This window comes from Deferribacter abyssi, assembly GCF_049472655.1.
GTDB classification, from domain to species: domain Bacteria; phylum Chrysiogenota; class Deferribacteres; order Deferribacterales; family Deferribacteraceae; genus Deferribacter; species Deferribacter abyssi.
The window spans coordinates 13,896-29,040 of the sequence record NZ_JAQNCS010000003.1 but is presented as its reverse complement, the minus strand read 5'-3'; the positions used below and the strand labels follow the sequence as shown (position 1 = coordinate 29,040).

The 15,145-nt window shown below is 29.8% G+C and carries 14 protein-coding genes; 11 read left to right on the top strand and 3 right to left on the bottom strand.

Annotated features, from left to right (window positions below):
• The first annotated feature begins 95 nt into the window (after positions 1 to 95).
• From queC to OWK30_RS02080, 11 genes are all read left to right on the top strand, one after another.
• A complete protein-coding gene (queC, locus tag OWK30_RS02130) occupies positions 96 to 803 on the top strand; it encodes a 7-cyano-7-deazaguanine synthase QueC (RefSeq protein WP_423323154.1) in 708 nt (235 codons plus the stop codon).
• A 137-nt stretch (positions 804 to 940) separates the two neighbouring features.
• The gene (pfkA, locus tag OWK30_RS02125; protein WP_423323152.1) at positions 941 to 1,903 is read left to right on the top strand and encodes a 6-phosphofructokinase; all 963 of its coding nucleotides are present in this window, start codon (positions 941 to 943) and stop codon (positions 1,901 to 1,903) included.
• An 11-nt stretch (positions 1,904 to 1,914) separates the two neighbouring features.
• A complete protein-coding gene (locus OWK30_RS02120; RefSeq protein WP_423323150.1) occupies positions 1,915 to 2,115 on the top strand; it encodes a DUF6485 family protein in 201 nt (66 codons plus the stop codon).
• A complete protein-coding gene (locus OWK30_RS02115; RefSeq protein WP_423323148.1) occupies positions 2,112 to 2,648 on the top strand; it encodes a cob(I)yrinic acid a,c-diamide adenosyltransferase in 537 nt (178 codons plus the stop codon). Before OWK30_RS02120 ends, OWK30_RS02115 begins: the two co-directional genes overlap by 4 nt.
• Positions 2,623 to 3,075 carry a GatB/YqeY domain-containing protein gene (locus OWK30_RS02110; protein WP_423323146.1) on the top strand — a complete coding sequence of 151 codons (453 nt, stop codon included), beginning with the start codon at positions 2,623 to 2,625 and terminating at the stop codon, positions 3,073 to 3,075. The genes OWK30_RS02115 and OWK30_RS02110 overlap by 26 nt, the downstream gene beginning before the upstream one ends.
• Entirely contained in the window at positions 3,062 to 3,580 is a 519-nt protein-coding gene (locus tag OWK30_RS02105) for a CvpA family protein (protein ID WP_423323144.1), read from the top strand. The genes OWK30_RS02110 and OWK30_RS02105 overlap by 14 nt, the downstream gene beginning before the upstream one ends.
• 3 nt (positions 3,581 to 3,583) lie before the next feature.
• A complete protein-coding gene (locus OWK30_RS02100) occupies positions 3,584 to 5,878 on the top strand; it encodes an endonuclease MutS2 (protein ID WP_423323142.1) in 2,295 nt (764 codons plus the stop codon).
• A gap of 193 nt (positions 5,879 to 6,071) precedes the next feature.
• Positions 6,072 to 7,244: an HlyD family secretion protein gene (locus tag OWK30_RS02095; RefSeq protein WP_423323141.1), complete on the top strand. Its 1,173-nt coding sequence runs from the start codon at positions 6,072 to 6,074 to the stop codon at positions 7,242 to 7,244.
• Entirely contained in the window at positions 7,241 to 9,019 is a 1,779-nt protein-coding gene (locus OWK30_RS02090; RefSeq protein WP_423323139.1) for an ATP-binding cassette domain-containing protein, read from the top strand. The genes OWK30_RS02095 and OWK30_RS02090 overlap by 4 nt, the downstream gene beginning before the upstream one ends.
• Positions 9,012 to 10,133, top strand: coding sequence for an ABC transporter permease (locus OWK30_RS02085; protein WP_423323137.1), 1,122 nt, complete (start codon positions 9,012 to 9,014; stop codon positions 10,131 to 10,133). The genes OWK30_RS02090 and OWK30_RS02085 overlap by 8 nt, the downstream gene beginning before the upstream one ends.
• On the top strand, positions 10,130 to 11,224 hold the full coding sequence (locus OWK30_RS02080; RefSeq protein ID WP_423323135.1) for an ABC transporter permease: 1,095 nt from the start codon (positions 10,130 to 10,132) through the stop codon (positions 11,222 to 11,224). The genes OWK30_RS02085 and OWK30_RS02080 overlap by 4 nt, the downstream gene beginning before the upstream one ends.
• A gap of 183 nt (positions 11,225 to 11,407) precedes the next feature.
• On the opposite strand, the gene OWK30_RS02075 is transcribed toward OWK30_RS02080, so the two are convergent.
• The 3 genes from OWK30_RS02075 to OWK30_RS02065 form a co-directional block, all read right to left on the bottom strand.
• On the bottom strand, positions 11,408 to 12,379 hold the full coding sequence (locus OWK30_RS02075) for an SDR family NAD(P)-dependent oxidoreductase (protein ID WP_423323133.1): 972 nt from the start codon (positions 12,377 to 12,379) through the stop codon (positions 11,408 to 11,410).
• Positions 12,379 to 13,824 (bottom strand): cysteine--tRNA ligase, encoded by a 1,446-nt coding sequence (cysS, locus tag OWK30_RS02070; RefSeq protein ID WP_423323131.1) that lies wholly within the window; start codon positions 13,822 to 13,824, stop codon positions 12,379 to 12,381. Before cysS ends, OWK30_RS02075 begins: the two co-directional genes overlap by 1 nt.
• Positions 13,825 to 14,055: 231 nt before the next feature.
• Positions 14,056 to 14,982, bottom strand: a complete 927-nt coding sequence (locus tag OWK30_RS02065; RefSeq protein ID WP_423323129.1) for an ABC transporter ATP-binding protein — start codon at positions 14,980 to 14,982, stop codon at positions 14,056 to 14,058.
• Between the last annotated feature and the right edge of the window lie 163 nt (positions 14,983 to 15,145).

Genomic DNA, 15,145 nt, shown 5'->3' with positions numbered 1-15,145 from the left:
GTAAAATTGATATATATAATTTAATTTTTTAAAATTTTTGAGTAACAAGTAATGAAAAGAAGGTAATTTTTGTAATTAGAAAAGCTGGAGGTAGAATGTCTAAAGGAATTGTTTTAGTAAGTGGTGGTATGGATAGCTGTATAACAGCAGCAATTGCCAAAAGTTTGGGATATGATCTATATTTTCTTCATGTTAATTATGGACAAAGAACCGAAAAGAGAGAATTACAGGCATTTTATGATATATCTTCTTTTTACAATGCAAAGGACACCATGGTAGTAGATATTAGTTATTTGAAGAAAATCGGTGGGTCATCTCTGACCGATGAAAGGTTGGAAGTTGAAAAAGGTGAATTAAATAGAAAGGGGATACCTAGCACTTATGTACCTTTTAGAAATGCTAATATATTATCAATTGCTACAAGTTGGGCTGAGGTTATAGGGGCTGAGAAAATATTTATAGGAGCTGTGGAAGAGGATAGTTCGGGGTATCCAGATTGCAGGGAAATATTTTATAAAAAGTTTAACGAGCTTTTAACTGTAGCGCTTGCTGCTGACTTTAGTGTTGAAATTGTGACACCATTAATTAATTTAAAAAAAGGGGAGATAGTGAAAAAAGGTATAGAGCTAAAAGCTCCTTTACATTTGAGCTGGTCTTGTTATAAACGTGAAGATGTTGCTTGTGGTGAATGTGATAGTTGTTTTTTGAGACTGAAAGGTTTTATGGATGCAGGTGAGATTGATCCTATACCTTATCAAAAATATCCTGATTTTTATAATGATTTTTTAAAAAGTTCTCAATGAATATAAAATAATCAAAAGAGTTTTGTTATAGTTTGTTCAGAAACTGCAAATAATGAAGGTTTTATAGAATATTATAAAAAATCAGTTATTATAAAGTAGCTAACAATTTTAAATAGATTAAATAAAAGGGGGAGTAAATGAAAAGAATTGCTGTAATAACAAGTGGTGGAGATTGCCCGGGGATGAATGCTGCAATAAGGAGTGTTGTGAGAACAGCTATTTCCAAAGGATTGGAAGTTTATGGTATAGAGCAAGGTTATAAGGGGATGATAGAAGGAAAGTTTAAAAAACTTGAAAGTAAAGATGTAGCGAATATTATACAACGCGGAGGGACTTTTTTAAGAAGTGCTAGAAGTGAGAGATTTAAAACTGAAGATGGACAAAAAGAGGCTATAAAAAATCTTGAAAGGTTTAATATTGATGCATTGATTGTTATTGGTGGTGATGGTTCTTTGCGAGGAGCCAATGTGCTTTGTAAAAAATACGGAGTAAAAGTAGTAGGTATTCCAGGGTCAATTGATAATGATATTTATGGTACAGATATGTCTATCGGTGTGGATACTGCACTTAACACGATTATAAGATGTATAGATTCTATAAATGATACTGCCAGTTCTCATGATAGAACTTTTTTGATAGAGGTTATGGGCAGAAATTGTGGATATCTTGCACTAATGTCTGCAATTGCCGGTGGAGCTGAAGCAGTATTGATCCCTGAAGTTCCGTATAATATAGAGAGAATAATTGAGAAAATCAAAAGAAGATATGAAGAAGGTAAAACAAGAAGTATTATAATAGTTGCTGAAGGTGTAGGTTCTGCTTACGATTTTGGGAAGGTTTTTGGTATGATAGGTGGATTTGAAACTAGAATTACTGTTCTTGGACATTTACAAAGAGGTGGAAGCCCTACTGTTTTTGATAGAACACTTGCTACAAGAATGGGTGCTTTTGCTGTAGAAGTGCTTTTTGATGGTGCTTGTGGTGATATGGTTGCATTACAAAAGACTAAAATGGAATTAGTAAAGCTAGATGAGGTGTTATTAAAGAGAAAAGAGCTTGATCCCACTCTTTTAGAAATTGCTGAAATGTTAAGTAATTAAGGAGGTGGTTTATGGAATGTAAAGCTAATAAAATTACTGACAAATGTCCTTGTACTTGGTTAAGTTGTTCAAAAAGAGGTCATTGCTGTGATTGCATAGCATATCATAGAGAAAGGGATGAATTGCCTGCTTGTTACTTTTCACCTGATGCTGAAAAGACATATGATAGGTCTTTTGTTAATTTTGCAAAGGATAAAGGGCTAATATCATGAGTATTGCTACAAAAAAGGGTGATTCAGGTAAAACTTGTTTATTTACAGGTGAAAGAGTAGAAAAGGATGATTTGAGAGTGGAAGCATATGGTACAGGTGATGAGCTCATTAGCCATCTTGCAGAATTAAAGTTTTATGCAAGAGATTTTAAAGATATTTTGGAGAGAATTCAAAAAATAATTTTTAAAATAAATGCATATCTAGCAAGTACAAAACCTATAGGTGATTATTTTGTTTCTGAAGATGATATGGAATTTCTAGAAAGAATGTTGGAAAATTTTGAAAAAGAGTTTGTTAAATTAAAAAATTTTATAATACCATCTGAAACATTGACAGCAGCAAAATGTGATGTATGTAGGGCAGTTTGTCGTAGATTTGAAAGGAGAGTAGTAGCATTGTCGAAAGATATAGAGATTGACAAAAATATCTTGAAGTTTATAAATAGGTTGAGTGATTGCTTGTTTATGATGGCTAGAGTTATTGGAAAAAGAGAAGGAGGAAATATTGATGAGTTTAAAAAATCAGATTCTTGAAGATATGAAAAAATTTATGAAGGAAAAAAATGAAATAGCACTTGGTGCAATAAGAATGTTACGGGCTGAGATTAAGAATGCTGAAATAGAAAAAAAGAAAGAGCTTATTGATGATGAGATTATTCAGGTTGTTCAAAGTGCTATTAAAAAGAGAAAAGATGCTGTGGAACAGTACGAAAAGGCTGGAAGAGCTGATTTAGCTGAGAAAGAGAAAAAAGAAATAGTGGTTCTTGCAAAGTATCTCCCTGAGCAGTTGACGGAAGAGGAGCTTAAAGAAATAATAAAAGAAGAAATTGATAAGCTTGAGAGTAAAGACAAAAAATATTTTGGTCAGGTTATGAAGGGAGTAATGGCTAAAGTTAAAGGAAGAGCTGATGGAAAGCTAGTAAATAAACTTGTCAATGAGGCATTCAATGGGGATAGTTGATATTGTTTTGTTAATTATTATTGGTGTTTTTGGTATTAAAGGGTTGTTCAGGGGACTAATTAGTGAAGTATTTGGTATTTTAGGTTTAATTTTAGGGTATGTAATAGCTTATCAATATTATGGGATTTTTGCAAAGATAATAAGTGGATTTGGTATTAGACGAAGTATTGCTGATGCTTTAGGATTTGTTGTTATGTTTTTATTAATTTATATTGTTATTTTTTTTATTGGGACGTTACTCAGGAAACTTTTTAAAAAAATTAAACTTGGATGGATGGATAAGACGGGAGGATTTGTGTTTGGAATCTTAAAAGCAGGTGTTATTTTAGGTGTTTTATTATATTTCCTGTTATCTATTTTACCACCTTCAGTTGCCATGTCAAAAGACTTGAAAAAATCACCTGTTGCTAGAAGCTTTATGAAGGTTACCCCCTATGTCTTTGATGTTTTGAACAAGTTGCCAAAAGAAAAAAAGAAGAATCCTTTTAGAGGATTAACTTTTTAATATATGATCGATTTTGAAACCCTAGAATTTCCTTTGTTTAAGAAACTTGTATCTGGTGAGTTTTTATCAACTTTTGCTAAAAAATATTTTATTAATTTAAGGCCATTTCAATCAGAAAATAGTATTAAAAAAGTTCAAAATTATATTAAAGAAATAATAATGTATTTAACAAATAATGAAATAGAACTTTTTGATGACTCAGATTATGAGAATTTTTATCAAAATCTGATGGATCCATATAAATCTTTTTTTGCTCAGGAGCTTGTGACATTTAAAATTTTTCATAAATGGCTTGGAAATTTGAAGAAAGTTTTGTTGGAAAATGATACTATCGACACTTTACGTGAAATATTAAAAGATATTTATTCCTTTGGGGAGTTGATTGAAGAAATAGATAAAAAAATAGCTGATAATGGGCAAGTGAAAACTGATGCTACAATTGAGCTTGCAACGATAAGAAAAGATTTAAATAATGTAGGAAAGCAGATAAATAAAACACTAAATTCTATTATTTATGGTAAATCATCAGAAAGCTTTATTCAGGATAAGACAATTGTTGAAAGAAATGGTAGGTTTGTTATCCCTTGTAAACCAAACTTTAGGCAGTTTTTGAATGGAATTGTACATGATATATCAAAAAGTGCTCAAACTTATTTTGTAGAACCAGCACAGATAGTTGATTTGAATAATCGCTACCAGTCTTTAAAAATTGCTGAAGATGAAGAAATAAGAAAAATTGTTTATGAATTGATTGACAAAGTAAAAGGGAAAAGATTTGAATTGAGTTCTACAATTAAAGCATATCAGAAACTGATTTTTTATATTGAATATGCAAAGTTTGTGAAAGAACATAATGTTGTTTTTCCAGATATAGATGAGACTGTTGAGTTTAAAAAAATACATCATCCTATTATTTTATTTACAAAAAAAGACAATTCAGTACCTATTGATTTTAATATGGGGGAAGATAAAAAGGTGGTTGTTATAAGTGGTCCAAACACTGGAGGTAAAACTGCAGCATTAAAATCTATAGGTTTAAATCATATTATTGCTATGTGTGGTTTGCCACTATTTGGATATTATGCGAAAGTAAAGCTTTTTAAAAATATCTTGGTCGATATTGGTGATAACCAGTCTTTGATGATGGATTTGAGTACTTTTTCAGCTCATTTAATAAACATTAAGAATATTGTAGATTTTGCAAATGAGTCATCTTTAGTTTTGTTAGACGAGCTTGGTACGGGTACTGAACCGAAAGAAGGTGCGATTCTTGCAGTGGCAATTATCGAATATCTTGTCGAAAAAGGGGCAAAACTTATTGTTACTACACATTATAATGAAGTGAAAGAATATGCATTGAAAAATGATTTTGCTGAGAATTATGCTGTGGATTTTGATTATAAAACGTTTACACCAAAATATTCTTTATTAAAAGGTGTTGTTGGGAAATCAGATCCTATTTTAATAGCTAAACGTCTCAATTTTAATAAAGATATAATAGAATTAGCATTAATGAGACTTCAAGAAGATAAAAGCAAGTTGGAGTATGAACTTGACAGATTAAATGATTTAAAAATAGAGGTGGAAATATTACGAAAGAAACTGGAAGAGAAGGAAAAAGAGCTCCAATATAAAGAGGAAGTTTTGAGAGAGCGTGAGAAGGAGCTAGAGGAAAAACTTAATAAGAAAGAAGAACAGTTATTGGAAGAAGCATACTATCTTTTACAAAAAGGAAGATCTATTTTAAAAGGAAAATTTAAAAAGACATCTATAGAAGATATTGAAAAAGATTTAGAAACTACATCGTCAAAACTTAACAAACTGAGAGAGAAGAAAAAACCGATACAAGATGTAAAAGTTGGAGATAAAATAATTTTGGAAAAATATAATAAGCTGGCAGAGATTTTAGAAGTTAAGAAGAATTCAGTACTTGTTAATATGGAGGGGATTCGTATTGAGATTAAGAAAAGGGATTTGATAGGTAGGAAATTCCAAGATATAGAAAAAGAAAAGCAAAAGATTAAACAGTTGAATGTAAAAGGTGAAATTAAGAAATCGGTTTCTTATGAGTTGAATATTATAGGTAAAAAAGTTGATGAAGCTATTGATGAAGTGGATAAATTTCTTGATAAATGTGTATTAGCTGGTGTTAATAGTGCAGTAATTATTCATGGTAGGGGAACAGGTGCTTTGAGAAAAGGGGTACAACAGTTTTTGAAAAATGACCTCAGAGTAAAATCTTTTAGAGTTGGAACATTTCATGAGGGGGGCGATGCTGTAACCATTGTAGAATTTTAACTTATTGGAATTACCTCCCCTTTTTTTTGATATGAGGTGATAATATATGAGAGAGGAGCCGAGTCAGTTTTGCAAAGAATAGGATGATTCCAGATTTAGATTAAGATTGTTTTTTCATGAGTTTGTTATTATTATTTTTCATGGTTAGCGTTGTCTAAAATTATATTTTCACCGTTTAATACAGGGAGGATTGATGAAAAGATTTGCTGTTTTTGTAGTTTTAATTTTGTCGGTAATTTTATTTTTTTTAAATGTGAATAAAAAGAAACATGTTGATAGTATTACAATAAGTGGTAGGATTGAGGTTGATGTAGTGGATGTTTCGCCTAAGGTTAGTGGGGAAGTTATAAAAGTTTATTTTGAAGAAGGTGATAAGGTTAAAAGGGGAGACATATTGGTGGAGGTTGATAGAGAAGAACTTGAAGAAAAAATGAGTCAATTAATTGCTAAAAGAAGACAAGTAGAAAATAGTTTGAGAGCTAAAGATAGCGAAATTAAAGCATATAGAGTAAAATTGAAACAGTTGTTAATAAAGAAGGATAAAGTTTCAAAGGATGTAGAACTTGCAATTGAAATTGCAATGAATGAAATTAAAATAGCCAGTGCCAAGGTTAATGTCTTGAAAAAAAAGAAAGACATTATTTTTGCAAATTTAGGGAAAGTTAGAAAAGATTATGAACGATATAAAATATTGTATAAGGAAGGAGCAATTTCAAAGTCAACGTTTGAAAATATTTGTTTGAAGTTTGATACGTTAAGAAATGAGTTTGAGAGTGTAAAAAGCGAGTTAGAATCAGCAAAAGAATTCTTAAGTAATAGCAAAAAAAATCTTAAAAGAGTAAAATTACAGCGCAAAGAGGTTGAATTACTTGAAAAAGAAATAAAGGGGATTCAACAAACTATTAATATTAAAAAGAGTGAAAAACAAGGTATGATTGAGTCGATTAATGAGATAAAGGGAATGATAAGGGAGTTGCAAATTAAAATTGAAGACACATATGTTAGATCACCTATTGATGGTATAATTATGAGTAAAAATATAAATTTTGGTGAAATTGCTGTAGCTTATCAGCCAATTTTTTCTCTGTATAATCCAGAAAAAATATATTTTAAGGGTTTTTTTCCAGAAAAATATTTATCAAGAATAAAAATAGGTGATAAAGCGAAAATTTTTGTAGATGGTCAAGAAAAAGGGTTTGATGCTATAATTTCTTATGTGAGCGATAGAGCAGAATTTACACCTAAAGAGGTGCAAACCAAAGAAGAAAGAGTAAAGCAGGTTTTTGCTATTAAAGCCTACTTTGTGAAATCTGATAAATATTTAAAACCAGGGATGCCTGCTGATATGATATTGTTTTTCCAATGATCCTTAAAGTTGAAAATATTACTAAGCGATTTAAAAAAAGCTTTTCTTTAAAAGATATCTCTTTTACTTTAAGTAAAGGTGAAATATTGGGACTTGTTGGTCCCGATGGTGCCGGTAAGTCTACATTAATGAAAATTATTGCTAACGTAATGGATTTTGATGAAGGGAAACTTTACCTTTTTGATAAAGAGATAGATCGTAAAAAAAACTATGATATTTTAAAGGATAGAATTGCTTATATGCCTCAGGGACTTGGTTTGAATCTTTATCAAAAACTAAGTGTAGAAGAAAATATCGACTTCTTTGCCGAACTTAAAGGACTGGATATTGAAGAAATTAGGGATAGAAAAGATAGGTTATTAAGAGTTACAGGGCTTGATAGGTTTAGAAAAAGATTAGCAATGAATCTTTCAGGAGGAATGAAGCAAAAACTAGGAATTTGTTGTTCTTTGATTCATAAGCCTGAGTTGATTATACTTGATGAACCTACAGTTGGAGTAGATCCTATTTCAAGAAGAGAATTATGGGATCTTTTTATGGATTTTGTAAATCGTGAAAATCTTACTGTAATTATTTCCACATCCTATTTAGATGAAGCTGAACGTTGTGATAAGGTTATATTTTTACATGATGGAATGATTAAATATTATGGTAGGGTTGGGAAAAAATTATTTGAAAATATAAATGTTGTGGAAAAACCTGTAAGTTCATATGAGGTCAAACATTATTATGAGAAATACAGAGGGGTGAGATTTAGACGTAATATTGTAAGATATATAATAAAGAAATTCGAAGATAAAGAAAAAAATTTTTTAGTTGAGCCGGTTTTTGAAGATATAATAATGAATCAGTTAGAAACTAAATATCTGGATGTTGATTTTCCAAGAATTAACTCGAATTTTAAAGGGGATGATATAATTGTTTTGGATAAAATCAGTAAAACATTTGGTGATTTTTATGCATTAAAAGAGATTAGTTTCAGTGTTAAACGAGGAGAAATTTTCGGTTTATTGGGACCAAATGGAGCTGGAAAAACTACGTTAATTAAGATTTTAACGGGATTATACAAGCAAAGTGACGGGACTTTTGAGGTTTTTGGAAGAAATAGTTTAAAACAGTTAAAATATAAAATTGGGTATATGTCACAAAAATTTTCCTTATATAGTGATTTAAGTGTAGAAGAAAACATTGAGTATTATGCTAATATATATGGTGTAAAAAGTTTAGAAAAATTTGAAAATATTATAAAAACAATTGGACTTAGTAACTATAAGAAGGAGATTGTAAAAAGGCTACCTCTTGGATTTAAACAGCGTCTTGCACTTATTTGTTCTATCCTTCATATGCCTGAAATAGTATTTCTTGATGAGCCTACATCTGGTGTGGATCCTGTAGAAAGAGATGTCTTTTGGCAACTTATAACAAAGCTATCAAGAGCAGGGATCACAGTTATAGTAACAACACATTATATGAGTGAAGCTGAGTATTGTGATAGGATAGCTCTTATTTCTGCAGGTCAACTAATTGCACTTGATGAGCCTGAAAAATTGAAAAAAAGATTAACCAATGAAGTAGGTGATGTATATGATATTCACTGTGAAAATTATTATATGATTTATAAAAAACTAAAAAAAGAAGGGTATAAAGCATCCTTACTTGGTAGAAAAATCAGAATTTATGCTAGAGATGAGAGTTTTAAAAATTTGCTAGACATAAATTGCACTTTTATAAAAAGTGTACCAACTATGGAGGATGTATTTGTCTATTATGCTTAATAAAAAATTGAAGAGAATAGTTTCCATATTCAAAAAAGAATTTAAAGAGCTAAAAAGAGATAGGATTTCGAGAGTAATAGTATTTATTGTTCCTTTTGTTATGATGATAATTTTTGGCTATGGTATGGCACTTGATGTTCACCATATACCTTTTGTAATTGTTGATGAAGATAAAACTGAATTGAGTAGGGATTTCAAGTATCGCTTTATAAATAACAAAGAATATTTTAGTTTTTATGGAGAAGTAGTAAGTCAAGAAGAAGTTATTCAACTTATAGATAATAATAAAGTAAGGTTTGGTATAATTATACCATCTGATTTTACTGAAAAGTTAAAACAAAAAGAAGATATAAAGATTCAACTTTTAGTTGATGGTATTTTCCCTTATAGAGCTGATGTTATAAAGTCTTACGTAAATACTATTGTAAACAACTTTAATTTGGCATTAAATGATATTGATATCAAAGAATTGTTTAAATTAAATATAAGATACTGGTTTAATGAGAATTTGAAAAGCGTAAAACTAACAACAAGTGGGTTGCTGGCTATTATTCTTTTTCTTAATCCAGCTATTTTTGCCTCTTTATTGATTGTTAAAGAGAAAGAGAGCGGTTCTATTTATAATATTTATACTTCTTCCATAACAAAGATTGAATATCTTCTTAGTAAGCAGTTGTTTGCAGTTTTTGTTTCTATAATAAATTTTTTTATACTTTTTCTACTCATCGAATTCTTATTTAAGATACCTTTCAAAGGAAATTTTTTGTCATTTTTTATAGCATCTGTGATATATATATTTGTTTCAACGAGTATTGGTCTTTTTATGTCATCATTTTTAAAAAGTCAGGTGTCTGCCATTGTGGGGATTTCTGTGGTTGCCATAATACCAGCTTTTCTTTATTCAGGTTATCTTGTTCCTGTAAGTTCTATGTCTAACGAGGCGTATATACAAGCACATATTTACCCTACATTTTATTTTATGAATATAATTAAATTGAACTACCTAAAGGGTATAGATATTAGACTTTATACTCTTAATGTAGTTATTTTGATCTTTTTTTATGTAATATTTTTCAGTTTAACGCTCATTCTATTTAAAAAGAAGGAAAGATGAGATTTTTGTTTTTAATTAAAAAAGAGCTATTACACTTTTTGCGTAATAAAGGACTTTTGGTGTTTGTAATTTATCTTTTTACCGGAGATATTTATATAGCTGCCAATGGTATTGACTTAAGTCTTAAAAATGCAAAGTTTTACGCGGTAGACTATGATATGAGCTTTCAATCTAGAGAGCTTGTTTCTAAAATGATCAAGCCCTGGTTTGATTTTAAAGGTTATTTAATTAATGAAAAACTTGCAGATGATTTTCTTATTAGTGATAAAGGAGTTGGAGTTTTAGTTATCCCTCAAGATTTTAGTAGTGGATTGAAAAGAGGGGTATTTAATATTGCTATTTATTTAAATGGAGCTGATGCTAGTACTGGGTATCTTTTTGCAGGTTATGCCTCTGACATAATGGTAGATTACTATCTTGAAAATCTACCAAGGAAGAAGAAACTTGCTAAAGTTTTTACTGAGTCGCGTATCCTTTACAATGAAAATACACTGACAAAAAATTTTCTTGGATTATCTGAGCTTTTTTCAGTAATAACGCTTTTAGTTTTAATCTTACCTGCTTCATCGATAATTAGGGAGAAGGATGAAGGAAATATAGAAATGATACTTATATCTCCACTTAGTTTAAAAAGGCTTGTAGTTGCAAAACTGATAGCTATGTCTATTGTTATTTTATTGGGCAGTTTTATTGCAGTGAATGTTGTTTTAAAGATGGGGCTTAGTGTTCCAGTGAGAGGGAGTATTGGTTTATTTCTATTATTAACGTTGGGGTATATCTTTACCACCATGGGATTGTCTTTGCTTATAGCATCTATTTCAGAAAATATGTTACAAGTATCTCAGCTTGCAATTCTTTTTTTACTTCCTATTCTCTTTCTTTCAGGTTCATGGACTCCATACGAGTCAATGCCTTTAATATTTCAAAAGATGACATATCTTTCACCTTTGAAATATTATCTTGATGCTGGGTATGCTGTTATTTTAAAAGGACTTGGATTTAAATTTGTTGCTTTTGATATTTTAATGATGTTTTTCATGGGGCTACCATTATTTGTTATAGGTACGTACTTTCTCATGAAAAAGCTTTAATCAATGTTATATTTGATCTCTTAATATTTCTCAGTATCATGGTTAGTAAATTGTTTGTCACTATCGCTCTTACAAAGACATTGCTAGTGTTAGTGAAACAATCTTTTCTGATATGTTTAACATCGAGTTATAGTTTAAAATAATCGTTTCAGAAAATGAAAAATTGATAACATTAACGATTGATCATTCAGTTAATTTAATATTAAATGCAAAATCTTCATTATTTAAAAACCAATTAACAGTTTTTTCCAAACCTTCATCAATGTCAACTTGTGGTTGCCAGTTTAATAATGTGTTTGCTTTAGTTATATTTGCCCATGTTGCCATCATATCAGCTTTATGAAATGGTTTAAATTTTTTTATTGCTTTTTTCCCGAGTAGTTTTTCAATTTTTTCAATGACTTCACTTAGTTTATTAGGACTATTGTTACCAAGGTTTATTATTTCATATCCAACAGGTTTTAACGCTTTCACTGTTCCTGCAGCTATGTCTTCTACAAAAGTAAAATCTCTTGATTGTGAACCGTCTCCATAAATTGTAATAGGCTGTTCATTGTATATTTGTGAAATGAATCTAAAAACACTCATATCCGGTCTTCCTGCAGGTCCATATACTGTAAAATATCGCACTACACTTACATCAATTCCATAATAAAAATGATATGTATAGCAAGTTACTTCTGCAGATTTTTTAGATGCAGCATAAGGGGAGATAGGTGTATTGACTGGTTTGTCTTCGGTAAAAGGCATTGGTTGGCCTGCATAAAGACTTGAAGTGGATGCAAGAACAAATTTGTTTACTTTATAGTTTTTAGCAAGTTCTAAAAGATTAACTGTTCCAGTAGAGTTTGTTTCGTAATATACAAAAGGATTAATTATACTGTATCTAACTCCAGCTCTTGCAGCGAGGTTTATTATAGCATCAAACTTGTATGTTTGGAAAATAACTGATAACGCTTCAAAATTTGATATATCTATCTTTATAAAAGTAAATTTGTCATTTTTTTCTAGTTCATTTTTTCTATATTCTTTTAATCTAACATCATAGTAATGATTTAAATTATCAATTCCTATAACTTCATGTCCTTCTTCTAACAATTTTTTTGCGGTGAAATAACCGATGAATCCTGCAGCACCTGTTAATAATATTTTCATCAATTCAACTCCTTATGTTTTTTTATTACCCTAAATCTAGTACCTTTTGGTGTATCAAGTAGCTCTATACCCATAGATTCAAGTCTATCTCTGATTTTGTCGGCTTTTTCGAAGTCTTTATTTTTTCTCGCAATTGTTCTTTCTTCAATGAGTTTTAAAAGTTCATTTTTATCTAGCGGTAAATTTTTTTCAAACCAATCATCAGGCGTATGGATGATTATCCCTAAAACCTGATTCACTATATCTTTTAGTTTATCACTTAAAATTTTTATTTCACACAAGGTTTTTTCATCAACTTTTTGATTTAGGAGTTTATTCATATCTCTTATATAATCAAATATAGTTGCTAAACCTTTGGCAGTGTTGAAATCATCATCCATTGCTTTTATAAAAGATGATAAGAATTTATCATAAATTTTTTGCACTTCGTCAATACGGTTTTTACCTTTTTTTGTTACAAAATAATGGTTTAAGTCATCAAAGAAAATGTAAATTCTGTTGAGTGAATTTTCAGCTTCAATTAAATGATCAAATGAAAAATCGATGGGACTTCTATAATGTGTAGTAAGTAGAAAAAATCTTAATACTTCTGGGTCAAATTTTTTAATAATATCCCTAATAGTAAAAAAATTACCGAGAGATTTTGACATTTTTTCCTTATTTATGTTTACAAATCCGTTATGTATCCAATATTTTGCAAACATTTTTTCTTCTGCAGCTTCACTTTGGGCTATTTCATTTTCGTGATGAGGGAAAATCAAATCTTTACCGCCTCCATGTATGTCAAAAGGAATTCCGAGAATTTTTGAACTCATTACACTGCATTCAATATGCCATCCCGGACGTCCTTTTCCCCAAGGACTTTCCCAGAAAGGTTCATTTTCTTTGCTTTTTTTCCACAAAGCAAAGTCAAGGGGGTTTTCTTTTTTTTCATTAATATCAACTCTTGCCCCTGCTAATAGTTCTTCTAGATCTCGTTTTGATAATTTACCGTATTCTTTAAAGTTTGAAACTCTATAGTAAACATCTCCATCTGCAACGTATGCATAACCTTTTTCTATTAATATTTCACATAACTTTATCATTTCATTAATAAATTCTGTAGCTTTTGGTGTAAAGTCAGGGGGTAAAATATTGAGTTGATTCATATCATAATCATGTTCTTTGATAAATTTCTCTGTTAGTTCTTTCCAGTGGATATTTTCATTGTTGCTTCTGTTTATGATTTTATCATCAATATCTGTAAAATTTTTTACAAAAATCACTTTAAATCCCTTGTAAATCAAATATCTTCTAATGACATCAAAAACTACTGAACTTCTTGCATGTCCAATGTGGCAGTAGTCGTAAACGGTGACTCCACAAACATACATTCTAACTTCATTATCTTTTAATGGGGTAAATTCCTCTTTTTTACCTGTCATAGTATTAAAAATTTTTATCATAGCTCTCCTCTATCGTAATTTCTATATATTAAAAATTTTTATTCATGATAAATTATAAGTAGTATTCATATGGTATAGCCAATATTATTCATTTCGAATAAATTAAAAATGTTCAAACTTAAAAAATATACCAAATAGGTTATTTTGTAAAAATAACACTTTTTTAGTTGCTTGGAATTAAACTCACATACTTTTTTTTGATCTAAAGTTATATTTAATGTTAAACTTATATCACTCATAATATGCACAACGTACAAAGTGATTTTTTGCCACTTCGATGAGTTTTATTTCATTATTGCATTTTGATGAATATTTTTTACAACGCTTAGCATAAGGACAATTGGTTTTAACATTTTCATTGATTGTTTCATCCACCTGTAAATGTTTAGAATTTATTAATTGATATGTATAAGGATGTAAAGGGGTTTTTAAAAGCTTTTCTGTCTCAGCAGTTTCCATAATAAATCCTTTATACATTACATAAACTCTATGACATAAAAAGTTTACCACTGCTAAGTCATGAGAAATGAGTATTATTGTTTTGTTTTTTTCTTTGTTTAATTTTTTAAAAAGGTTGAGAATCTGCGCCTGAACGGATACATCAAGTGCGCTAACAGGTTCATCTGCTACGATTACTTCAGGATCTACTGATAGAGCTCTTGCTATGGAAATCCTTTGTCTTTGTCCTCCCGAGAACTGATGAGGGTATCTATATAGATGCTCTTCTTCAAGTCCAACGGATTTTATTAGTGATTTACAAATTTCATAAATCTCTTTTTTATTGTTTGTAATATACTGTTTTATTCCATCTTTAAGAGTTGAAATAATTTTTAGTCTTGGGTTAAGACTTGAATATGGGTCTTGAAAGACCATCTGTACATTTTTTCTATATTCATAATACGATTTGTTTACATGAATATCCTTTTTATTAAAAAGTATACTTCCAGTATCTGGTTTGTAAATATTAGTAATAATTTTAGCTAAAGTTGTTTTACCACTACCTGATTCTCCAACTATCCCAACAATTTCTCCTCTTTTTACATAAAAGTCAACATTGTTTAAAGCCTGGATTCTTACTTTATTACGTGAATGAAATATAGAGGAAATATTAAATGACTTGGAGATATTTTTACATTCTAAAATTGTCATTAAATCCATAAAGTTCTTTATATTTGATATTCATAATAATTCAACAAATATTTGTTTAAAAAATTTTATTTTTTTATGAAATCAATACTTACAAATTAGACAAATCTAAAAAATACTTTTGACTAATTTACAAAGATCATCTCCCCAACGTGTTGCAGGGGAGACAGAAAAA

What these genes read in the sequence shown, in the direction of transcription:
- queC (WP_423323154.1), top strand. Translation starts at nt 96, where the DNA reads ATGTCTAAAGGAATTGTTTTAGTAAGTGGTGGTATGGATAGCTGTATA.
- pfkA (WP_423323152.1), top strand. Translation starts at nt 941, where the DNA reads ATGAAAAGAATTGCTGTAATAACAAGTGGTGGAGATTGCCCGGGGATG.
- OWK30_RS02120 (WP_423323150.1), top strand. Translation starts at nt 1,915, where the DNA reads ATGGAATGTAAAGCTAATAAAATTACTGACAAATGTCCTTGTACTTGG.
- OWK30_RS02115 (WP_423323148.1), top strand. Translation starts at nt 2,112, where the DNA reads ATGAGTATTGCTACAAAAAAGGGTGATTCAGGTAAAACTTGTTTATTT.
- OWK30_RS02110 (WP_423323146.1), top strand. Translation starts at nt 2,623, where the DNA reads ATGAGTTTAAAAAATCAGATTCTTGAAGATATGAAAAAATTTATGAAG.
- OWK30_RS02105 (WP_423323144.1), top strand. Translation starts at nt 3,062, where the DNA reads ATGGGGATAGTTGATATTGTTTTGTTAATTATTATTGGTGTTTTTGGT.
- OWK30_RS02100 (WP_423323142.1), top strand. Translation starts at nt 3,584, where the DNA reads ATGATCGATTTTGAAACCCTAGAATTTCCTTTGTTTAAGAAACTTGTA.
- OWK30_RS02095 (WP_423323141.1), top strand. Translation starts at nt 6,072, where the DNA reads ATGAAAAGATTTGCTGTTTTTGTAGTTTTAATTTTGTCGGTAATTTTA.
- OWK30_RS02090 (WP_423323139.1), top strand. Translation starts at nt 7,241, where the DNA reads ATGATCCTTAAAGTTGAAAATATTACTAAGCGATTTAAAAAAAGCTTT.
- OWK30_RS02085 (WP_423323137.1), top strand. Translation starts at nt 9,012, where the DNA reads ATGCTTAATAAAAAATTGAAGAGAATAGTTTCCATATTCAAAAAAGAA.
- OWK30_RS02080 (WP_423323135.1), top strand. Translation starts at nt 10,130, where the DNA reads ATGAGATTTTTGTTTTTAATTAAAAAAGAGCTATTACACTTTTTGCGT.
- OWK30_RS02075 (WP_423323133.1), bottom strand. Translation starts at nt 12,379, where the DNA reads ATGAAAATATTATTAACAGGTGCTGCAGGATTCATCGGTTATTTCACC.
- cysS (WP_423323131.1), bottom strand. Translation starts at nt 13,824, where the DNA reads ATGATAAAAATTTTTAATACTATGACAGGTAAAAAAGAGGAATTTACC.
- OWK30_RS02065 (WP_423323129.1), bottom strand. Translation starts at nt 14,982, where the DNA reads ATGGATTTAATGACAATTTTAGAATGTAAAAATATCTCCAAGTCATTT.